Source organism: Spirosoma knui (genome assembly GCF_054780635.1).
In genome coordinates, this window is record NZ_BAAGVY010000002.1 from 157,722 (window position 1) to 179,299 (window position 21,578).

The 21,578-nt window shown below is 51.8% G+C and carries 15 protein-coding genes; 4 read left to right on the forward strand and 11 right to left on the reverse strand.

All coding sequences use genetic code 11. The features are described from left to right. Positions 1-54: 54 nt before the first annotated feature. From ACYVIY_RS05435 to ACYVIY_RS05455, 5 genes are all read right to left on the reverse strand, one after another. The gene (locus ACYVIY_RS05435) at positions 55-2,805 is read right to left on the reverse strand and encodes an immunoglobulin domain-containing protein (RefSeq protein WP_460975280.1); all 2,751 of its coding nucleotides are present in this window, start codon (positions 2,803-2,805) and stop codon (positions 55-57) included. Between the two features lie 325 nt (positions 2,806-3,130). Next, on the reverse strand, positions 3,131-5,509 hold the full coding sequence (locus ACYVIY_RS05440) for an ABC transporter permease (RefSeq protein WP_460975281.1): 2,379 nt from the start codon (positions 5,507-5,509) through the stop codon (positions 3,131-3,133). A gap of 107 nt (positions 5,510-5,616) precedes the next feature. Next, positions 5,617-8,289: an ABC transporter permease gene (locus tag ACYVIY_RS05445; protein WP_460975282.1), complete on the reverse strand. Its 2,673-nt coding sequence runs from the start codon at positions 8,287-8,289 to the stop codon at positions 5,617-5,619. Next, positions 8,289-10,970 carry an ABC transporter permease gene (locus tag ACYVIY_RS05450; RefSeq protein ID WP_460975283.1) on the reverse strand — a complete coding sequence of 894 codons (2,682 nt, stop codon included), beginning with the start codon at positions 10,968-10,970 and terminating at the stop codon, positions 8,289-8,291. The genes ACYVIY_RS05445 and ACYVIY_RS05450 overlap by 1 nt, the downstream gene beginning before the upstream one ends. A gap of 11 nt (positions 10,971-10,981) precedes the next feature. Then, a complete protein-coding gene (locus ACYVIY_RS05455; RefSeq protein ID WP_460975284.1) occupies positions 10,982-11,320 on the reverse strand; it encodes a PadR family transcriptional regulator in 339 nt (112 codons plus the stop codon). A 173-nt stretch (positions 11,321-11,493) separates the two neighbouring features. Between ACYVIY_RS05455 and ACYVIY_RS05460 the strand changes: the two genes are divergently transcribed. After that, positions 11,494-12,291 carry a helix-turn-helix domain-containing protein gene (locus ACYVIY_RS05460; RefSeq protein WP_460975285.1) on the forward strand — a complete coding sequence of 266 codons (798 nt, stop codon included), beginning with the start codon at positions 11,494-11,496 and terminating at the stop codon, positions 12,289-12,291. Between the two features lie 67 nt (positions 12,292-12,358). Next, positions 12,359-12,880, forward strand: a complete 522-nt coding sequence (locus tag ACYVIY_RS05465; protein WP_460975286.1) for a dihydrofolate reductase family protein — start codon at positions 12,359-12,361, stop codon at positions 12,878-12,880. A gap of 60 nt (positions 12,881-12,940) precedes the next feature. Here the strand turns inward: ACYVIY_RS05465 and ACYVIY_RS05470 are convergent, their stop codons facing one another. Genes ACYVIY_RS05470 through ACYVIY_RS05485 form a run of 4 tightly spaced genes read right to left on the reverse strand, consistent with a single transcriptional unit; the run spans position 12,941 to position 14,982 of the window. Then, complete coding sequence (locus ACYVIY_RS05470) at positions 12,941-13,087, reverse strand: hypothetical protein (RefSeq protein ID WP_460975287.1); 147 nt, start codon at positions 13,085-13,087, stop codon at positions 12,941-12,943. An 18-nt stretch (positions 13,088-13,105) separates the two neighbouring features. Next, the gene (locus ACYVIY_RS05475) at positions 13,106-14,026 is read right to left on the reverse strand and encodes a winged helix-turn-helix domain-containing protein (RefSeq protein WP_460975288.1); all 921 of its coding nucleotides are present in this window, start codon (positions 14,024-14,026) and stop codon (positions 13,106-13,108) included. Between the two features lie 36 nt (positions 14,027-14,062). Next, positions 14,063-14,548: a hypothetical protein gene (locus tag ACYVIY_RS05480; RefSeq protein ID WP_460975289.1), complete on the reverse strand. Its 486-nt coding sequence runs from the start codon at positions 14,546-14,548 to the stop codon at positions 14,063-14,065. 29 nt (positions 14,549-14,577) lie between these two features. Next, complete coding sequence (locus ACYVIY_RS05485) at positions 14,578-14,982, reverse strand: hypothetical protein (RefSeq protein ID WP_460975290.1); 405 nt, start codon at positions 14,980-14,982, stop codon at positions 14,578-14,580. A 282-nt stretch (positions 14,983-15,264) separates the two neighbouring features. On the opposite strand from ACYVIY_RS05485, the gene ACYVIY_RS05490 reads away from it, so the two are divergent. Beyond that, positions 15,265-15,693: a hypothetical protein gene (locus ACYVIY_RS05490; protein ID WP_460975291.1), complete on the forward strand. Its 429-nt coding sequence runs from the start codon at positions 15,265-15,267 to the stop codon at positions 15,691-15,693. 58 nt (positions 15,694-15,751) lie between these two features. After that, positions 15,752-16,141: a hypothetical protein gene (locus tag ACYVIY_RS05495; protein WP_460975292.1), complete on the forward strand. Its 390-nt coding sequence runs from the start codon at positions 15,752-15,754 to the stop codon at positions 16,139-16,141. A 455-nt stretch (positions 16,142-16,596) separates the two neighbouring features. On the opposite strand, the gene ACYVIY_RS05500 is transcribed toward ACYVIY_RS05495, so the two are convergent. Both ACYVIY_RS05500 and ACYVIY_RS05505 read right to left on the reverse strand, forming a co-directional pair. Beyond that, the gene (locus ACYVIY_RS05500) at positions 16,597-18,996 is read right to left on the reverse strand and encodes an ABC transporter permease (RefSeq protein ID WP_460975293.1); all 2,400 of its coding nucleotides are present in this window, start codon (positions 18,994-18,996) and stop codon (positions 16,597-16,599) included. 131 nt (positions 18,997-19,127) lie between these two features. Further along, positions 19,128-21,542 (reverse strand): ABC transporter permease, encoded by a 2,415-nt coding sequence (locus ACYVIY_RS05505; protein WP_460975294.1) that lies wholly within the window; start codon positions 21,540-21,542, stop codon positions 19,128-19,130. Between the last annotated feature and the right edge of the window lie 36 nt (positions 21,543-21,578).

Below are 21,578 nucleotides of genomic sequence, written 5' to 3' on the forward strand. Positions count from 1 at the left end.
GCATAAAAAAGCCCGACTGGTCTGGGGCCGGGCTTTTTTAGAAACAGTCAACGTTTAGGGCTTAACTACCTTCACGCTTTGGCGCTGAGCGGGCAGACCTGCGCTACCTTCACTGACGATCTGCAAAAGATACAGCCCACTAGCTTGCCCCTGCATATCCCAATCAAGCAGGTGTTGGGCGTCGGCCTGCGACCAGTGCTGCTGACGAATGGGCTTACCACTTAGATCAACCAGCTCTACCTGTAACGAGCGACCTTCAGCACCGCGTACTATAGCACGAAGACGATCCTGTTGGATAGGATTGGGCGCTAGTTCTACCTGTAACGGTATCTCCAATTGAGCTACTTCCCGAGCCCGGCAACTGCCGTCGACTGTCAGCCGGTAGGGGCCGTAGACTCTAACACTGCCTGAACGATCAGTCACTTTCAAGAAGAAGTTGCCTTGCGTGTTGCTCTGGGCGTTGATCAAGGTTAAGCTGCTTGTCGCTGTACCGCGGAAGAGTTGGGGCGTCTCCATGAGCTTGGGGCTAGTGAGGCTGTTCTTGTACCACTCGTAGCGGATGGGATCACCCTCTACCACTACGTTGATTGTCGCCGATGCACCCCGGCACACGGTGGGGTTGTTGCCACCCAGTACAGCAGTAGAAGCCGTCGTCGAACAGCCGTTGTCCTGCCGGGTCACCGTCACTGAATAAACGCCCGCCGTGGTGACCTGAGCCTTGTTGCTACTGCCTTGCTGAACAGCCCCCTGACTGAAGGAGTAGCTGTAGCCCGCTCCTTCGGTAGCCGTGAGCGTCACGCTAGTGTTGGTAAACGACAAAGGCCCGCTGTTAGTCAGGGTAACGCTAGGCGGGGCGGTGCTGCCGGTCACTTCAGTAGTGGCTGTAGCCGAGCAACCACCGGTTGTAGTCACCGTCACGGAGTAGGTGCCGCTGGCGGTGACCGAAACGGCAGATGAAGAACTGGGCTGGCCAGAGAGTCCCCCGCCACTAAAGCGATAGGTAGCTCCCGGCTCTGCCCCTGTCGCCACTAAGCTAACGCTGGTCTGGTTGCAGGTGAGCGGTCCACTGGCACTCAGACTCACGCTGGGCGTGGGGTTGACGCTCAGGCTGGCGGTAGCCGAAGCCGAGCAGCCGAAGCTGTTGGTGCCGCTCACGGAGTAAGATCCTGCAATCGAAACGGTGATGCTGCTGGCCGTGCTGGCAAAGCCGCCCGGTCCCTGCCACTGGAAGGAGTCTGCGCCTTGAGCGGTGAAGGTGGCGCTTTGCCCGCTACAGATGGCAGTGGTCGATGGACTGATGCTGAGGATAGGGGTAGGGTTGACCGTCAGATTGAAAGCCGTAGAGGTGAGACTAGTCACCGAGTTGCTGACCACGACCCGGTAAGTACCTGCATCGGCGGTCTGGGTGTTGGGCAGGGTGAGGGTAGCCGAGGTCTGACTGGCCAGGAGGGTGTTATCTCGATACCAGGCATAATTACGGGCAGGGCCAGTGGTGGAGACGGTAACCGTTACTGTAGCTCCGGTGCAGACAATAGAGCCGCTGGAGAGCGGAGAGACGGTTAAAGTCGAACAACGGTCTTCTACCTCTTCTCTAGAATTGCAGCCAGTATCATTGGACGAAATGTCTATGGAGCCGGACGGGTTAGTCAGGTAGCGGCAGAGGGCTTCAATACTACATTGGCTCAAATCGTCGTTGCTGGTGATTTCCAGATCGCCCCTAATACTGGTCAGACTACTTAGGGCAGATATACTGGTTAAACCGTTGCTCATAATCGTAAGGCCTCTCCCGATACTCGTTAGCTTATTCAAGCCATTCAGGCTCCTGAGCCCTGAGTTTCTAACGATGTTCACGCTACCAATACTGGTAAGGCTGCTCAAACCCGTTAAATCGCTTAGGTTAGTGTCATCAAGGTTCAGGTATGAGGAGAGGCTGGTTAGCTTCTCCAGACCTGCCAGGCTGCTTACAGGACTGTCATAAATGCTTAAACTCCTCAGGCTAGTCAGACTACTTACTCCCGTTATGCTGCTCAATTTCTTATTGGAGAAAATATCGAGGCCCCCCGCGCTCGTCAACTTTTCCAGCCCATCTAAGCTGCTTAGTTTATCATTATCCCGAATTTCAATATCGTTTAAAACACGGGTCAGATTGCTTAAGCCGTCCAGACTGGTCAGCTCAGCATTACGTGATATTCGTAGGTCGATCCCTATCAGGGTGAGTCCGCTTAGAGCAGCGAGGTTGGTCAGGCTGGCATTGTCCTCAATGATTAGATTATAGTCAACACGGGGCAGACTGCTTAAGCCGTCCAGCCTGGCCAGTTGAGCATTACGTGATATTTGTAGGTTGCCCTTTGCTTGGATGAGTTTGCTTAGGGCAGCGAGGCTGGTCAGGCTGGCGTTTTCATCGATGCGAAGATTACCGCCCACGCTGGTCAGACTGTTTAAGCCGTCCAGACTGGTCAGCTCAGCATTACGTGATATTTGTAGGTCTCTGTTGATATCTGTGTGGGAGAGTCCACTCAAACCAGCGAGGCTGGTCAAGCTGGCATTGTCCTCGATGTATACGCTACCGCCCACACTGGTCAGACTGCTTAGGCCATCCAAATTGGTGATGTCAGGTCCTGATATGGTTAAATTGCCAGAGATAGTTGTACATCCGGACTGGGCAAATGCATCGACCTGCTGTTGAGTACTTAAGGTGATATTATCACATTGAGCGCTGGCTATCGAAGACAGCAGGGGCAGAAACAGCAGGGCTAGCAGCCTGATTTGCCACTTGCGTAGCCCGGTTGGTAAAGTTGGTTTCATAAACATTTTATGAGTTAAAGTCGTGGGGCAAATCTAGGTAGGCCGATAGGTCAAAGTCTATCACACATGTTCCATTTTTAGCAAACATGTTCCATTTTGAGTCAGTCAGTAACTTTTTTAGAGCAAAACTCGCTGTGGTGTTGTTAAAGTTTAGCTTCATTTAGGGTGCGCGGACGCTGGTGATGACCAGCTCTGATATCGCTCAACTTTGGGTCAGAAAGCAGGGCAGAGGGGCGGGTTGAGGCCATCAAAAAAGCCCGGCACTGAAGTGGCCGGGCCTGATCAAAACAACCGAGTACCTGTTCGGAAAGCAGGCTTAAAGAGCTTAGTCGCTCCGCAAACTTCTGACCGGGTTCATCAGCGCGGCTTTGAGACTCTGGAAGCTCACCGTCAGCAGCGTAACGAGGAGGGCCGCCACGCCCGACGCGATAAACACCCACCCGGCTATGTCGGTACGGTACTCGTATTGCTGAAGCCATGCATGAAGCGCGTAATAGGCTATGGGCGTAGCAATGGCAAACGCAATGACGACCAGCGTTATAAATTCCTTCGACAGTAAGGTCCACACGTTCAGTACGGATGCGCCAAGCACTTTCCGCACACCAATCTCTTTGGTACGCTGCTCAGCCACGAACGAAGCGAGCCCAAACAAGCCGAGGCAGGAGATGAAAATGGCCAGAATCGCGAACGTAGTCGCCAGGTTGCCGATACGCTCTTCATCAGAAAATTTGCGGGCGTATTCGTCGTCGACAAAGTTGAATTCAAAGGGACTACCGGGGTTATACGTTTTGAAAATCGGCTCGATCTTGGCCAGTGCGTCACGTACCGGCAGGCTGGGTTTAAGACGTAGCGTAATGAAATTGCCCCATTTGTAATCCAGCACGAACAGGCAAGGCTGAATGGGCTGGTAGGGCGATTCCATGACCAGATCGTTTACCACGCCAATGACCGAATGCGGTTTCCCGCCCCACCGAACAATCTGGCCAACGGCCAACTGCCCGAAACCCATTAGCCTGGCCGCCGTTTCGTTCAAAATCAAGGCGTTCGAATCGGTCGGGAACTGCCTCGAAAAATCACGTCCGGCCTTCATTTTCCAGCCCATCGTGTTGCCGTAGTCGTGACTAACCCCAACTGTCTGGATCAGGGCCGAGGAACCCGGTACCTTTCCGTTCCAGTCGAAGTCGGCGTTACCCGCCGGGGCTTCGGTGGATTGGGCGGACGAATACGCCATATCCTTGACGACACCGGTCCGCAGCAGGTCGTTACGAATGGCCTGGTACGATACCTGAAACAGCTCGGGCGTATTTTTCTGGACCGTAATCAGCCCGTTACGGGCGTAGCCTACTGGCCGGTTTTTGGCGTGTTGTATCTGCTGAAACACAATCACGGTGCCGATAATCAACGTAATCGATACCGTAAACTGAACCACGACCAGTACCTGACGGGGAACCGAGGCCCATCGCCCCACGCGATGGTTACCTTTCAGCACCTTTACCGACTCGAAACCTGATAAATAGAAAGCAGGATAGCTACCGGCAATGAGTCCAGTCAGCAGGGTAAAAGCCAGCACCGATAGCCAAAGCGTCGGGTTCGACCACGAAATCGAAATGGTTTTACCGGCGAGTTGGTTGAAAGCCGGAAGCGTGACCACCACCAGACCAACCATCAGTACAAAGGCGAGAAAGGCAACCAGCAGCGATTCGCTCAGGAACTGACCAATCAGTTGACTACGTACCGACCCGACTGCTTTGCGAATGCCGACTTCTTTGGCGCGCTTTTCGGAGCGGGCCGTACTCAGGTTCATGAAATTGATGCAGGCCAGCAGCAGCACAAAGCCGCCGATGATGCCGAACAGCCAGACGAGCTGAATCCGGCCGCCAACCGACTGCCCATTCTGAAACTCGCTGTATAAGTGCCAGCGGGCCATTGGATGCAGTAGAATTTCGGACTTGCTTTTCGGCCGGTACGTATTCTCAAGGTTTTTAATTCGGTCATTCAGTTTGTTGAGGTCAATCCGGTCGTTCAACTCCACGAACAGCTGCCAGTGTTGCAAATCCCACTGGGTTTCGGCTTCCTTCACCCAGCTCAGATCGTTGACAACCTTGTTCCAGGACAGAAAAAGCTTAGTGTCGCTGAAAGTGGTGTTATGAGGTAGGTCGTTGAATACGCCCGCTACGTTCACATAGGTGCGGTTGTCCAATTTCAGGGTCTTGCCAATGGGATTGGTGTTGCCAAACAAGGCTTCGGCCAGCGACTGAGCGAGTAAGGCCGAAGATGGATCGTTCAGGGCATCCCGTCGACCCTGCCGCATATCCAGCGTAAGCATTTCGGGCAGGTCGGGCTGAGCCCATACGCCCGGCTGGGCGATCTTTTTGTCGCCATTGGCCAGAATGTGCGTGAAGCTCGGAAACACCAGCGCCATACGCTTGATATCACTGCCGTATTGAGTACGTAAGGCGTTGGCGAGCGGAATCGCGACGGCTCCGCTGGTGTGGGTTTCGCCGTTGACGATTTGCGTGTCCATCACCTGCGCCAGCCGGTCGTAGCGCTGATGATACGTATCAAACGAAAATTCGTCCCAGATCCATAGGCCAATGAGCAGGGCTACGGTCATGCCAACGGCCAGTCCGCCAATATTGATGAAGGAGGAAACCTTATTCCGAAGCAGATTTCTACCGGCTATTTTCAGATAATTGTGAAGCATAGGGTTAAGGGGAAAGAAAGGGAGAAGGGAAGTAAAGGGATGAGGGAAAAAGGGGAGAGGTGCACAGTTAAATTTATCCTCTTTGTCCCTTTACACCCTCTTTTCTTTTACTCCGTCTTAAGTGACTTCACCGGATTCGTAAGGGCGGCTTTGATACTTTGATAGCTGACCGTTAGTAACGCTACGGCTGTTGTTAGTAGACCAGCTAGCGCAAATACCCACCAGGCAATGTCAATTTTATAAGCAAAATCCTGTAGCCAGCGATGCATAGCGTACCACGCAATCGGAGAGGCAATCAGCATAGCGACGAGAACCGGTTTCAGGAAATCACTCGATAACAGCCCAATGATGCTGGTAACGGATGCGCCCAGCACTTTACGAACGCCAATCTCCTTGGTGCGTTGCTGCGCTGTGAACATGGCTAACCCAAACAGACCCAGGCAGGCAATGAAAACGGTCAGGCTAGCGAAGATGCTGAACAATTGGCCGATACGTTGCTCCGACTGATACATTGTATTGAACCGTTCGCTCAGAAATGAGTAGGCGAATGGATTGTTTGTTTGCGCTTTCCATTTCTGCTCCACCAAACGTAATAAGTCGGGTACATTCTTTGTGCTGATGCGCAGGGCCATTTGGTAGTTGTCGGCGCCGTAAATCATAACCAGCGGTGCAATGTTCTGGTGCATCGACTCGAAATGAAAGTCTTTTACAACACCAACAATAGTATACGTACGCCGGCTTTCGAGACTGCCGTTGCCGACCGTCGAGATTTGGTGGCCAACGGGACTTTTCCAGCCAAACTGCCGGGCGGCTGCTTCGTTGATCAGGACCGCTGAACTGTCAGACGGAAAGGCTTTAGAGAAATTTCGCCCCTGAGCCACACGAATGCCTAATGTGGGCAGGTAGCTCTCGTCAATGTAATACGATTTGTTGCGGTACGTAACAGACTCGCCAGCCCCCTTGTCGATCTTGAATCCCTCGACTCCGTTGCTGGAGGCTCCGGCAGGCAGATACCCCGCCATCGAAACCCCTCGTACCTGCGATAGTTCCGCTAATTCTGTTTTAAGCGTGTTGGCCTTATCGCCAAGCGCGTAGGTGTCGTGCAGAATAAGCACCTGATCTTTATCATACCCCACTTTCTTGCTCTGAATAAAATGAAGCTGTTGGTAGACGATCAAGGTACCAATGATCATGCCGATCGACACCACAAACTGAACCGTTACCAGCGTATTCCGTAACCAACCGCTCCGGGCACCGCCTTGAACGCGTGACGCCAGGGCAGAGCCACTCCCTTTCAGGACGCTTATGGGCTTGAAAGCAGATAGGAAAAAGGCCGGATAACTACCTGCCAGCAGACCGATCAGCAGGCAGGCCAAACCAATGCCTGGCAGCATCCAGCCGTTAACGATTGTGCTTATGCTAAACTGCTTGTCTGCTAGCTGGTTGAAGCTTGGCAAAACGGCTATGACAATACCCAGGGCAATCAATAAGGCCAGGAATGTAATCAGGACCGACTCGCTCAGAAACTGACTGATTAACTGCTGCTGAACGGAACCAAGCACCTTGCGAATGCCAACCTCCTTAGCCCGGCCTGCTGATCCGGCGGTTGACAGGTTCATGAAGTTTATGCAGGCAATCAGCAGAATAAACAGGGCGATAGCCGAAAATATGTACACGTATTTAATGTCGCCATTGGGCTCAATTTCACCTTCTAGCTCAGACCGAAGATGAATGTCGGTAACCGGCTGAAACTGGAAGCCCAATCGGTCGCCTTTGCGGGTAAACTCAGCCAGACTTATACCCAGTAGTTGCTGAAGCTCTGAGCCAATGTATTTATTGACTAAGCCAGGCATTTGCGCCTGAAGTTTGTCAATCGAATACCCAGGCCGTAGAATAACGTATGTCTGGACACCACTCGATAACCACGTATTCCGCAGTTGAACCGAGCTGATTGACGCAAACATAGTATACTGAAAATGGGTATTCGAGGGCACATCCTGGCATACACCCGTCACCCGGAAAAGGCCACGGGTACCCAGAGTCAGGGTTTTCCCGACGGGATTTTGCGCACCGAAGTATTTCCTGGCGATTGTCTCCGTAATGACTAGTGTATTCGGATCAGTGAGTACAGTACGTTTATCGCCCTTCAGGAGGGGGATCGAAAAGAAGCTGAAGAAGTTCGAGTCGGGAAAAATGACGTGTTCCTCCTTAAAGCGTTCGGTGCCATGCTTAACAATAAACGTTCCTTCTCCATAGAGCCGGACTGAGGCTTCAACGCCTGGGTAATCGTGAACCAGTGCCGGACCTGCCGGAACGCCAGAAAAAGCGGTTTTAAGTTCTTTGCCACCTAGCTGACCGAGCATGATCATGCGGTACATCCGGTCGGCTTTGGCATGGTACCGATCATAACTCAGTTCGTGTAATACGAATACGGTGATTAGTAAACAGGTCGCTAATCCCACTGCCAGCCCAACAATATTGATGGCCGAAAAGGCTTTTTTGCGCCACAGATTTCTGAAGGCGATTAAGATGTAATTCCGTATCATATCGGGGCTCAGCAGAAAAGGTTGAGGGTATTCAGATACTTGTTTGGGTTTGGCCAATGGACGTAACAATTTCAGCACACTCAGGCCATAGCGCCAGTCGGCCCGGCGTTTACCGACGGTGCTAACCCAATAGGCGTACAGCTCCAGCAGGTCGCCTTGAACTTCTTCCCGCGTGTCGGGATGGCCGAACGCGTTGAGGAGTTGCTCGGCCCAGCGGGGTGGCTTCGTTTTCATTACTCGGACCGTAGGGATTTAATTGGGTTCATCAGGGCCGCTTTGATGCTCTGGAAGCTGACCGTTAGCAGGGCGATGCTGATGGCCAGCACACCCGCCAGCACGAACATCCACCACTCAATATCAATCTTATACGCGAAGTTCTGTAACCACAGATCAGTGACGTACCAGGCAATAGGCGACGCGATGAGAATGGCCAGCAGCACCGGTTTCAAGAAATCTTTCGACAGCAGCGCGACGATGTTTGGCACCGACGCGCCCAGCACCTTGCGAACACCGATCTCTTTCGTCCGTTGTTCGGCGGTAAACGTTGCCAGACCGAACAGACCCAGGCAGGCGATGAAGATCGTTAATCCGGCAAAAATGCCCAGAATACGACCTGTTTTCAGTTCCGCTTCGTAAGTAGTCTGATAGCGTTCGTCGAGGAACGAATACACAAAGGGTTCGTCCGTGCTGAAGGTGGCCCATTGCGTTTTGGCATAAGCCAGCAGACTCTCGATATCTTTTGTCTTCGTCTTAACGATGATCGAGCCGGAGTTGCCGCGTAACGTCATGGCCAGGGGGGCAATCTGCTCGTGCAGCGACCGGAAATGAAAGTCGCGGACAACCCCAACGACCTGATACTTTGTTTCGATGCCCTCGTTGTTGGGGTTAATAAGCGTACGACCGATGGCATCGTTACCCCAGCCGAACAGGCGGGCGGCTGTTTCGTTGATAAGTACGCCCATAGAGTCCGTACCAAACGACGGCGAGAAGTTTCGGCCCGCCACTACCTTCATGCCGAGCGTCGGAAGGTAATTCGAATCAATTCCGTAGAGGATGATCCGTCTCACCTGCTCATTATGCGCTTCGGGATACAGCGAAAACATACTCATATAGGTCGGTCCACTAGGTAGGTAAGCCGATATGCTGGCGTTCTGAACGCGGGCATCCTTCAGTAACTGGCGACGGAAAACATCTTCGTTTTTGCCCAGTGCCCCGGTGCCATGCAGTACTAGTACCTGGTCTTTGTCGTACCCCAGTTTGGTATTCTGGATGTAGCGAAGCTGCTGATAAACAACTGTTGTGCCTACTAACAGCGTGAACGAAACAAAGAACTGGAAAACCACTAAGCCACCGCGTACAGTAAAACTGCTGCCGGGTCTAAACTGACCCGCCGTAACATTCCCCTTCAACACGGCAATGGGCCGGAAAGACGACAGGAAGAAGGCCGGATAACTACCCGCCAACAGGCCAACCAATACGCCAAACAAGACTAGGACCGGTAGCAGCCAGGGCGTTTGCAGGAAATTCAGACGTAGCGCTTTGCCGCTAAGCTCGTTTAGGTATGGGAGGGCCAGCCAGACGATACCAAGCGCCAGGACTAATGACAAAGCGGTCAACAGGGTAGATTCGGCCAGGAACTGACCGACCAGTTTGCCCTTCGCTGAGCCCATCACTTTCCGAATGCCCACTTCTTTAGCTCGCTTTGTCGCCCCCGCCGTCGATAGGTTCATGAAGTTGATGCAGGCCAACAGCAGCATGAACACCGCAATGGCACCAAACAGATAAACGTACCGAATGTCGCCACCGGGCTCCAGATCCGTTTCCGGTTTCATGTCGGAATGGAGGTGGATGTCGGTTAGTCGTTGGAGCGACAACCCAATATCGTTGCCTTTTTTGCGGAATTCCGCCAGACTCACGCCCATCATCTGTCTTAGTTGGGGAGCCATGTATTTCTCGGCCACCTGAGGCAGTTTGGCGTCCAGTCGTTTGTAATCATACCCATCGGGTAAGACCAGGTAGGTATAGAAATTTGACTGTATCCAGGATGTTGACTTCGCTTCCGGTAAGGTGGACATGGCCGCGAAGAGATCGAAATGAAAGTGCGAATTAGCCGGTACCGGGTCGATTACACCGGTTATGGTATAGGCCGTCTGCCGGTCTTTAACAGTCAGGACTTTGCCAATTGGATCGTCGTTGCCAAAGTATTTCTGGGCAAGTACCGTCGTGATGACAACGGTGTTGGGGCGCACCAGGGCCGTTTTGGGGTCGCCTTTCAGAAAGGGCAGCGTGAAGACCTGGAAGAAGTTAGAGTCGACAAACGTAAATGCGCCCTCGCGGAATGTTTTATCACCGTACGTAATCCGGGGAAACCCACCCGTACGTAATCGGGTCGCTTCTATCACTTCCGGGTAGTCGGCTTTGAGCGTTTGTGCGACGGGGGGCATTACGTTGGCTTCCCGCATTTTCTCCCCGTTCATAGTTCCCCGAAATACAACCCGGACAATGCGATCAGCTTTTGCGTTATAGCGGTCGAAGCTCAGCTCGTCAACCACGAACAGGCTGATGAGGATGCACGTAGCCAGCCCGATCGACAAGCCTGCGATATTGATGGCCGAGAAGGCCCGGTTTCGGTTGAGGTTACGCCAGGCAATGGTTAAATAGTTGCGGATCATAGCGGGATGTAAAAAAAAAGGTTGCGTGTAGCGGGTGGATCGTTCAGGTTTGGCAAAGGGTCGTACTAACTTCAGGGCGTTCAGGCTGTAGCGCCAGTCGGCCCGGCGTTTGCCCACTGAGTTGACCCAGTAGGCGTACAGTTCCAGCAGGTCGCCCTGCACGTCTTCCCGCGTGTCGGGGTGAGCCCACCAACTCAGGAGCTTCTGGGCCCAACGGGGTGGAAGAGGATTCTGGGTGCTCATACGCCGTCGGATTAGGTACCCATCAGTTGCAGTGTCTGTGGAGGCAGCGAACCCCACAGTTCTTCGCGTACTTGTTTGACTTCCTGCAAAGCCTTTCGACCAGTCGCCGTCACCGTAAAAAAGCGCTTCCGGCGCCCGCCCCGCTCGGCGGTAGCTCCCCCCATACACGAGTACAAAAAGCCTTTCTCTTCCAGCCGTTGCAGGGTCGTGTGAACCGTGCTGAAGCCCACCGACCGGCCCGTTTTCTGCTCAATCTCCTGTGTTACGGTAACGCCGTAGGCTTCTTCGTCGAGGATAGCAACGGTCAGCATGACCACTTCTTCAAACTCTCCCAGAAAGGCTCGTTTCATGGTATTGGTATTTATTCCGATAATGTCGATCAAATGCGGTGCCAATCACGAGAAACGCCTTTTAACGCTCAGTAAGGGTTGTTTTTAGAAACAACGGCTAAGTCGCCTGTCCGATTCTGGACATCGACTGTCCGTAAACCGGACGCAGAAAACTAAATGTGTATCTTTGGGTAATGCAAGTCAGACACTACAATATTGCCCCGCTGCTGAGGCCTTTTGTCCGGGAAATTTGCACGGTAGAAAGCGATACATCCGCTGTTACGTCTGACCCTATCCGGGTGCTGCCCGATACGTGCGTTGAGCTCTTCGTGAACACCGGCGAGCCGCAATCCATCGCTTCGTCAGTTGGTAAGATTGCGCATGTCAGTCGAAGTTTCGTTACGTCCCGAATGAATCAGTTTATGGACGTTCGGACGTTCAGCAGCGTATCGTACGTGTCGGTTTGTTTCTGGAGCGGTAGCGCTTATTCATTCTTTCCTGTACCGATGCAGGCTGTTGCCAATCAGGTGGTTGATTTACAGGATTTGTGGGGACGTAGTGCTGACGAGATGCAGCAGTCCGTTGATGAGGCACCAACCATGACGCAACGGGTGCAGTGTATTCAGCAGCATCTGATTCGGCAGTTGGCAAAAGCTAGCCAATATGACCTGGGTGTTGCCAGATGCATTGATCAGATCAGCCAGGTGCACGGTCAACTCTCGCTGGAGGAATTAGCCAATCGCATTGGCATCAGCAACCGCCAACTGATCCGTCGATTTAACCAATGTGTTGGACTGGCACCCAAAGAATTTGCCCGAATCACGGCATTTAAACACGCCCTGGCGCAACTCAAAATTTCTCCTGATTATAATCTGACTCAGATCGCCTATGACAGCGGCTACTATGATCAATCGCATTTCATTCATGCGTGCCGGGAGTATTCCGGCTTAAGCCCGCGTCAACTGCTCCAGGCGAACTACATCTTATGTTGATGTCCGATTTTTACAAGTAAGCCTGTCCGTTCGTTTGCAACTTTGCCAAAACCAATCGAACAACTCTATGCGTAAGGTAATTTTAGGGCTGGCCGTCAGTCTGGATGGCTACATCGAAGGTCCCAACGGCGAATACGACTGGTGTTTCACCGATCAGGATTATGGCATGAGCGCCTTTCTGGAACGTATCGATTCAATTTTTATCGGGCGAAAAAGTTACGAACTGATGAATAATCCGGCCGAAGAAGCCAGCAATTATCAGTTTTCGGAATTCAAAAAATACGTTTTCTCCAATACGCTGACCGCAGTGGGCGAGGGAGCCGAGTTGATGCGTGGCGACCTGAAAGTGCAGGTCAACGCCTTTAAAGATCAGCCTGGTAAAGACATCTGGCTGTTCGGTGGGGCTGATTTAACAAGTGCCTTCATGAATGCTGGACTGGTTGATGAAGTCTTTCTGGCTGTTCACCCAATTTTGCTGGGCGCGGGCAAGCCGTTGTTTGTTAACCTCCAGGACCGTGTTCACCTGAGGCTTACCGGTTCAAAAGCGTACTCAACTGGCCTGGTCACCCTCTATTACCAGCTAACGTGATACGTTCGGGTAATGCCGATTGCCAGACTTAGCACCGCTTGAGATACGTTTTGCGCTTAATTACCCATCCCAACCTCCCCTTCGAGGGGGAGGAGCAAAGCTGCCGGTTAAAACTCCTCCCCACAAGGGGAGGCCGGGTGGGGTATGATGCGGCAGGAGTACAATAGAGGTTACGTTTGGGAAAGGGAGCACAGGAAAAAGTATCATTAAAAGCGGTAAAGGTCACTACTCAGGCTGACGCACTTCAAAACGGTAGCCTACGCCATGCACGGCGACGATACGTACGGCAGGGTCATCCTGGAGTAGTTTACGCAGGCGGGAAACAAAGACATCGACGCTACGTCCGACAATAATGCCTTCATCTTCCCAAACTGATTTCAGGATGAAGTCACGGTCCAGGAGCTGGTTGAGGTTCCGGACGAACAGGTGAAGGAGTTTGGCTTCGCGATAGGTCAGTTCATGTCGGGTCGTTCCCAGGGTAAGCGTCTGGTTAGAAAAGTCGAAGCTGGAATTTCCGAACTGAATCGGTTGGTGCTCGGGTTTACTGGGGGGGGATGAACTCACTACGGGTATTTGTGGCGTTGGTGTGGTTCGACGCCAGGCGGTAAACAAAAGGCCGGCTAGCAGGCAACCAAAGGCGAAGAGACCCCAGGTTGGAACTGGCTGGTTCGGAGTTTCTGTCTTAAGCAAGGTGAGCTGGACTATGTAACAGGTACCCGTTTGTTGGCGACCACCACAGGCCACTGACTTGTCCGTCGTTATGTCACGGAAGTTATAGCCCAGCAGCACGTCACCTTTCTCGCAGTCCAGTACCGCTACGTCATAATTGCCGTTGATCCCATGCCGCTTCAGCGATTGGTCCAGCAATATCGGTAGTCGATTGTAATCAAACGTGCGACCTAGCCGAATGAGAAATGTGCCCGGCTTCGGCTGTTGAACGGGCGGAATCTGAGACTTTCTGTCACCCGCTTCGGTAAGCAGGTGATGAGCGGTACGTCGGAGCGCCAGGTTCACCTTTTCGGCTGAATACGGATTTTCACCGATGGATGGGGTGAGTTGAGCGAAAAGAGCAAAGAGAAAGCCAGCGACTAGAACAGCCATGAGCGCCACAAAAGGGCGAGGGATAGACGTAGTGGATGCGTTCATGGCTGTTCCTGATTTAGCTCAAAGATAAGTAATTGACTAACACCCGCGACCGGGTGCGCTGAAGAGCCAGTTCATGGGTAACGGCCAGTTCGTTTTTACTTGAATGCTACGTTTCATTAGCGCGTTCGATTGCCAGGAAGGCTCAATAACCAGTTCGTCGCCGGGAACAGCAAAGGCCAGCACTTGCGATACGTCGGCCGTATACACATCCCGTGTTGGGTCCGATTGGCCATGATGGATAATTGAACCGGCTCGCCTGAGGTAAATACGAAACGGGATGCGCTCCGTTCCGTACGAAATAGAGCTTCCTGCCACGACGACCAACGTTCCTCGGCTTTGAAGCGAAAAGGTGGACTCGTCCAGTGGTCTGCCGTTTAACAGCACCGAATTCGAATAAAAATCAGCCGGTTTTCTGGTAGAAGCAGCAGCTACCAGGTCATTAGAGGTCAGCAAGGGCTGTGCGACGCTGATCACGATCGCCAACAGGCCGAAAAGCCGGATGGGAGTTATGTGTTGAGTCATACTACTTTGTGGGGTTGAAAGGATGAATATTATTGCACCGTAATTTCATTATGCGGCAGGGCATATTGATCGTCAAGGGTGAGCAGGACGATGTGATCGCCTTTTTTGCACTTTGCCAGGACCTTCTGCACGTCCACCTGCTTCACCTCCTGGTTCGAGTACATAAGGAGTGTATGTGTTGTATTGTCGCGGATGGCAACCCGGAACGGAATCTTGTCGAGCGCTTTCGTCTGATTGGGTGACAGCTCAACGGTGTTTACGGTCAACTCGCCGGTAGCGGTAGATGAGACAACGCACGTACCGGCTGGCGTGTACTCGTTAACGATCATGCGATTGCCCAGGAAAGCCGCCGAGCACTGCTTAAATGAATCCTGCCCGAAGGTGGTGCCGACAACAGAAGCACAAAGCAGGGTAAGCCAATAGGTTCGTTTCATACCGTACGTGTTTTGCGTGAGTAATGAAACAAATGTATTAGCCACCCTAAACCGACTGCGTTAAGGACTGTAAAAGGTTGTAAAGGAATTGTAAAACCTCTGTATCGTGCTATTTTTGAATAATATAGCAGTATTTGGCAACAGCCTTTTGCTTAGGAATCAGGCTCTGCTAATTGTTTTCTGCGATTATTTTTATCCTTTGGTCTAACGTTAGGTTATAAAACAGGAAAATTGATCTTTTATAGCTTCACCCTTCTGAACTCGTCAAAAATGAAGTATTCGATGCGTGCTCTTTTAGTTCTTGCGGGCTTAATCAGTTCTACAACGTTATTTGCCCAGGTTAAGGAAACTACGGAAATCAGTGGCGACGCCACTACTGGCAAGCAACTCATTCAGGCTACAGTGACCGGCGGATCTGGTCATTACAGTTACGCCTGGGGCCTCAATACGCCAGGTGCTGTTCCGTCAAACAATGCGTCAGAAATTTTGCTGGTTCCTGCTCAAGACGCTGAATACATCGTCTTTGTTCGAGACAAGCAGACGGGGGTTAGCGCTTATTCGACTATAGCCGTGAAAGCACCTGTTGTTAACGAAAAGCACCTAATCAAAATGCCTGGCGAAGATTATAAAATGAAGTTTCGGTACATGGCCACAGGAGCGCTGTCGGCTCAACAAAAGAATAAGTGGTTTCTCTACGACACTAGGAAGTAGCTGATCCTGTAAATCATTATTAGGGCAATGCATAGCCACTTATATAACAAGATATATCATGAAGACATTGATTGGTTTAATACTTATAGCTTGTTCAATAAGCACGATTAGTAATGCTCAGTCAACGGCCAGGATCCATTTGTTAAATCCGATGAACGCTGAGCGAGTTGAAGTGGAGACAACATTGAACCAGCGAAAACCAATTGTGCTTAAGTCACATACTTGGACAGTCATTCGGCCAACTGGTGATAGCCTGGGATTTATTGTTAACGGTCATCCTCATTTTTTGCATTTTGAGCCCAATAAGCAATACTACTTTGTTGTTCAACACAGTAATGGATCAAGCCCTATAATTATCGAGAAGTCAGAACGGGAATTTATTTTAACCGCTACTATTAGTTCAGTGAAAGGCCCTGAAGAATATGACTTAACAAAAGTCAATAATTGATTTATTTCAAGAATGGCTACTTTGGGAAATGAACGAAATTCTAATTTTCTTTTATTAACAAAAGATGAGTGGCTGTTGCAAAAATCCGAAAGTAATTAGTCAGGCCTACTATGTGAACCTTATTCAACCATTTTTTGCCTCGAAAACAGGAGACTGACATGGTCGATTCAAACCTGTGTTGACTTTTGCATCAGCCACTGCCGTTATGTTAAGAGGAAAAAATAGACTAATTATCCAATTCATAGTTTAGCTATCCTGCCTCTATTTGATTCACGGCCTTCAGATCGTTACTAGTTGTTTTATAACATATAAGTAAAGGCTTAACAGAGCGATTCTGAGATAATAGCCAAGATGAGTGATAGCGTTAATACTGAGAAAAAAGAGTACCATTTTGGCAACGGTACTCTAAGTGTAAATGCGTTGATTATTTATTAGCGTGGCACACGTTGAATGGGTCATTCGCTTCGTAAGCTGTTGACCGGATTGGTTAAAGCTGCCTTTACGCTTTGAAAACTAACGGTGAGCAAGGCAATGCTTACGGCTAGTAGCCCTGCTAGGGCAAACACCCACCAGGCGATGTCGATGCGATACGCGAAGTCCTGAAGCCACCCATGCATAACGTACCAGGCGATGGGGGAGGCTATGGCAATGGCGATCAGCACCAATCCCAGGAAGTCTTTTGATAGTAGCGCCACAATGCTGGCTACGCTGGCCCCCAATACTTTTCGAATACCGATCTCTTTCGTGCGCTGCACCACCACCTGCGAGACAAGCCCATACAGTCCCAGGCAGCAGATCAGGATGGCTAATCCCGTGAATACGTTAACCAGTCGAGTGATTAAGGTTTCAGTTTTATATAGTTGAGCAATGTGTTCGTCCAGGAACTGGTATTCAAACACCTCGTTCGGATACAGTTGCTGCCAGGTCTGGCGAATGCGTTCGAGGGTTTGGGCCGGGTACTGGCCCGAGATTCGAATGCCGGCGTGACGGTATCGCTCGGATCGGCTGGCAATCACACAAGGGCTAATCTCCTCACGTAACGATTTCAGATGGAAGTCGCGTACAACCCCAACAATGGGGAGCATAACGGGCGATAAATAATGTTGAAGCCGTTTACCTAGGACTTGCTCCGGTTTTTGAAAGCCGAGTTTGTGCAACATCGTCTCGTTGATCAGATACTCGCGGATCGTATCGCTCGGCACAATATTACGACCAGACAGCAGCGTCAACCCATAGGTCTTGATAAAGTCAGCGTCGGCCAGGCGTTCGCGACTGGGCCAGGGCTCCCAGTCGGGGCGGTTATCGAATTTGACAGAGCCACCATAGAGCCGGTCGCTGGAGGGTGGTAAATGCCCCAGGCTAATAGCGTGGATGTCGGCGTATTGAGTTAACGTCTGTTTAAACGCGTCCTGCAACGGCTGGGTGTTATCAGGTAGTGGCACCAGTACTACGTTGTCCGGACGAAAGCCCAGATCGGCCTGTTGCATGTACCGAACTTGCCGGGCCACCACGAGTGTACCTACGATGAGGGCCTGACAAACGATGAACTGCGTAATGACCAGTGCCCGCCGAATCGATAGCCCGCCAAACGACGACGTGGTCAGTTTGCCACGTAGAGCCAGGTCAGGTGAAAACCCGGATAGTACAGCTGCTGGATACCCACCCGCCAGCAGCACTACGCCGAAAAAAAGCAACGTAACGGACAAAAGGGTCAGACCATCGAGCCGGAAGGTCAGGCCAAGCTGCACCCAGTTGTTGAACAGGGGTAGTGATACGTAAGCCAGCAACAGGGCCAGGCTCGTTGCTGCCAGCGTAACGAGGGCCGTTTCGAGCAGGAATTGGCGACTGAGTTGACCGCGTGAGCTGCCCAGCGTTTTCCGGATGCCCACTTCTTTGCTACGTCGAAGCGCCTGTGCCGTGGCCAGATTGATAAAGTTGATGCAAGCGGCCAGAATGAGCAACACGCCCACGATAACCAGCGACCACAGCAACGATGACCGAATCGTTCCGGCAGGATCACGCGCTACGTCGAAGTGCAGCTCGCGCATGGGCTGCACGTGAAACCGGAATACGTTGGCATTATCCCCGTAGTGTTTCTTGGACAGGGCGGGCATCGCCTGTTGTAGACTGATTGCGGCTTCCTCACCCTTTAACGTAGCGTATATGCGGTTGTTGCTGTTCAGCCATCCCCAATCCGTTACGTTATAATCGGGGTCGAGTTGCCGCATGGTGGGCATGGACACAAACAGGCCGAGGTTCGTGTCCGTTGTGGTGGGTGGTTCGGCGAGTACGCCCGTGACCGTAACGACGGCCTTGTTGTTTAGCGTTAGCGTTTGCCCAATCGGATCGGTGTCACCAAAGTATTTTCTGGCCCATGACTCGGTGAGCACGACGCGGTTTGGTCCACGTAACGCCGTTTTAGCATCACCCCGCAACCACGTGTAGCTTAATACGTCGAACCACTCCGGCTCTACTACACCCGTGCCTTTGTGTTCGAGAAACCGTATGGGCTGGCGTTCGTTCTGACGCTTAACACTCACCGTCATATCGCGGAACATGCTCAAAAAAGCCGCTTGCTCCACATGTGGATACTGCGTGCGAAGTACCTGCGCCATCGGCAGGGGCGCTTCCGGATTGTATTCGACGGAACTATCGGCGAGGTAAAGGTCGGTATCGATTCGATAGATACGGTCGAACTTAGCGTGGTGCCGATCCGTGCTGAGGTGATGGCGTAGAAAGAAGAAGATAAGCAACCCACCCGCCATGCCAATAGACAGACCGAGTGTATTCAGAAAGGCATAGCTGCGTTGCGCTTTCAGGTTCCGCCAGGCGATTTTGACGTAGTTACGTAGCATAAGAGGGGGAGTAAAGGGAAGAGGGGCAATAATGGGAGGAGGGAGTAAGGGGAGATGGAAGTAGTGGGAGCAGAGAAGATGAGACTGTTCCCTTTCGTCCCATTCTTCCCTTTACTCCCTCTCCTCCTTTTTTATTCCGTTCGAATACTCTTTACCGGGTTTGATAAAGCGGCTTTAAACACCTGTGCGCTGATAACTAGGCTGGTCAGCACCGCCAGCAATCCGCCGACAATTACGAAGGGCGACCAGGTAATTTGCGTGTGATACGCATAATCAGCTAACCAATTCGAGATCAGCCAGTAGGCGAGGGGCCAGGCAATCGCGTTGGCAATGACCATTACCCAAACGTATTCTTTCAGGAATAAACCGACGATGTCAGGCACCGATGCCCCCAGTACCTTCCGAATGCCCACTTCTTTGGTCCGGCGGGCCACGCTTAAGGAAACCAGGCCAATGACGCCCAATAGCACAATCAACAAGGCTAAGCCGGTGGCTACGTAGGCCGCTTTCTCTAGTTGAAGCTCTGTGCGATACAGTTTTTCGAGGGTCTGGTCAATAAACGCATAGTCGAATGGCGCATCGGGAAATAGGTCGTGCCATTTCTGTTCAATGCCCGCCATGGTTGGTTTGGTCATGCCGGGCGCTAGCCGGAACGAAAAGAAGCGGTAAATCGGTAACGCCTGTATTTGTCCGATGGCTATGGGCTGGATCGCTTTGTGCATGGTGCCAACGTGGAAATCCTGCACTACACCACGAACGCGATAGGTAAGTGGGATATTCTGGAAGCGTACCAACTGGCCAATGGCGGCTTCTGCGGTTTTATAGCCAAGTGCTTTAATCGCCGATTCATTCAAAACAACGCTCGTTGAGTCATACCCGCCCTGGCCATAATGAAAAAATTTCCCACCTTTTAAAGGAATCCCGTACGTTTCCGCGTAGTGTTCGTCGGTAGTCATCAGGTCGACACTAACGGCCTGCGTTGAATCGCGGCCCTGCGGATACAGGTTAGCGCTGTTGCCTACATTGCCATTCGGTATCTCGTATGAAAGACTGGCCGAGGAGACCCCCGGCAAGCGAGCGAACTGATCACGAGCGGCTTCCATGCGGGTAACGCCCTCCTTCGACCAGTTTCGGGGCAATGACGATACCGTCAGAACGGCTTCTTTCTTGAAGCCAAGGTCCGTATTGAAGAAGTACGCAATTTGCCGGGAGACAATAGTGGCTCCAACGAACACGAATACCGCAATGGCGAACTGCACCGTAACCAGGCTGCGTAGGAATAGGATGCCTTCGCGGGCCGATTTCTCTTTGCCTTTCAACGAATCGACGGACGAATAGGCTGACAGATACAGCGCCGGATACCCACCCGCCAGTCCGCCGACCAGCAGTATCAATACGACCAATAGCCAGCTATGTTGCCACGGTAAGTGCGTTAGCGTCGGAAGGGCTTTACCGACGACATCGTTGAACAGGGGGCGAAATAGGGCGTACAAACCCACGGAGAGCACCGTAGCAATGGCTGTCAGCACAAACGCTTCCATGAGGAACTGGACTGTAAGTTGCCGCCGGAGCCCACCCAGCGCTTTGCGAACGCCGATCTCCCGCAAACGCGATGAGGAGTTACCCATCGAGATATTGACGAAGTTGACGACCGCCATTAGCAGAATGAACAAGGCCACTGCCGTTAGAGTAATGATCATTTTGCGGATCAGCCCATTGTTGCTTTGCAGGTAGAAATCAGTTAGTGGTGTTACGTAGGCCGTCAGATTTTTCTGAATTTCGGCCGGTGTGTTTGTCGCGATTACGTGCGCCAGCGGCTTTTCCAAGTCTTTCGGCGTTACGCCCGGTTGCAACTCAACGTAGGTGACAATGTACTGATTAAGCCAGGTTTGCATACTGGCTTCTCCGCCAAAATAACGGACACTGCTCACGGGCATAAACACTTCGTTTGATTCCGCCAGCAGGTGCGATACCGAATTATCGGGTAGCGGCTGTAGTACGCCCGTAATCAAAAACTCCTGTTTCCCCGCGCCGGTTGTCTCCACCGTTAGTGACTGGTTCAGGACATCGGTCCGACCGAAGTATTTAAGGGCTTTTTCAGCGGTGATAACAATGGAGTTCGGGCCTGCCAGGGCCGTGCGCGGATTACCCTGCAACAGCTTGAAATCATACATTGTCAGCAGGGTAGAGTCGCCAATCTGGATGGATTCGCGGAAGTGATTGCTGCCCTTTGAGACGGTAGCGCTGATGCCATAAAACCGATAAAAATCCGCTACCAGGTTTGGATAGACAGTTTTAAGCGCCGGACCAAGTGGGGCCAGGGTTGTGATGTCCATGCCCATATTTTCCTGCTTCCAGCGGCTTTGGACGAGGCATTGTTGACCGGCGTTACGTAGCTGTCGATTAACTTGGAATTCACCCCAGACGTAGCTGCCAATCAGTAGCGTGAACGTAATACCCACGGCCAGGCCAATGATATTGAGTACCGAATAAAACTTGCGACGGAGTAGGTTCCGCCAGGCGATTTTGAGGTAGGATCGAAGCATGTTGTGCGGTTTTAAAGTTATATTTGAAAAAATCTC

Bases quoted from the DNA above. Each gene is read 5' to 3' on its own strand.
- ACYVIY_RS05435 (WP_460975280.1), bottom strand. From the start codon at position 2,805: ATGAAACCAACTTTACCAACCGGGCTACGCAAGTGGCAAATCAGGCTG.
- ACYVIY_RS05440 (WP_460975281.1), bottom strand. From the start codon at position 5,509: ATGCTTCACAATTATCTGAAAATAGCCGGTAGAAATCTGCTTCGGAAT.
- ACYVIY_RS05445 (WP_460975282.1), bottom strand. From the start codon at position 8,289: ATGAAAACGAAGCCACCCCGCTGGGCCGAGCAACTCCTCAACGCGTTC.
- ACYVIY_RS05450 (WP_460975283.1), bottom strand. From the start codon at position 10,970: ATGAGCACCCAGAATCCTCTTCCACCCCGTTGGGCCCAGAAGCTCCTG.
- ACYVIY_RS05455 (WP_460975284.1), bottom strand. From the start codon at position 11,320: ATGAAACGAGCCTTTCTGGGAGAGTTTGAAGAAGTGGTCATGCTGACC.
- ACYVIY_RS05460 (WP_460975285.1), top strand. From the start codon at position 11,494: ATGCAAGTCAGACACTACAATATTGCCCCGCTGCTGAGGCCTTTTGTC.
- ACYVIY_RS05465 (WP_460975286.1), top strand. From the start codon at position 12,359: ATGCGTAAGGTAATTTTAGGGCTGGCCGTCAGTCTGGATGGCTACATC.
- ACYVIY_RS05470 (WP_460975287.1), bottom strand. From the start codon at position 13,087: ATGATACTTTTTCCTGTGCTCCCTTTCCCAAACGTAACCTCTATTGTA.
- ACYVIY_RS05475 (WP_460975288.1), bottom strand. From the start codon at position 14,026: ATGAACGCATCCACTACGTCTATCCCTCGCCCTTTTGTGGCGCTCATG.
- ACYVIY_RS05480 (WP_460975289.1), bottom strand. From the start codon at position 14,548: ATGACTCAACACATAACTCCCATCCGGCTTTTCGGCCTGTTGGCGATC.
- ACYVIY_RS05485 (WP_460975290.1), bottom strand. From the start codon at position 14,982: ATGAAACGAACCTATTGGCTTACCCTGCTTTGTGCTTCTGTTGTCGGC.
- ACYVIY_RS05490 (WP_460975291.1), top strand. From the start codon at position 15,265: ATGCGTGCTCTTTTAGTTCTTGCGGGCTTAATCAGTTCTACAACGTTA.
- ACYVIY_RS05495 (WP_460975292.1), top strand. From the start codon at position 15,752: ATGAAGACATTGATTGGTTTAATACTTATAGCTTGTTCAATAAGCACG.
- ACYVIY_RS05500 (WP_460975293.1), bottom strand. From the start codon at position 18,996: ATGCTACGTAACTACGTCAAAATCGCCTGGCGGAACCTGAAAGCGCAA.
- ACYVIY_RS05505 (WP_460975294.1), bottom strand. From the start codon at position 21,542: ATGCTTCGATCCTACCTCAAAATCGCCTGGCGGAACCTACTCCGTCGC.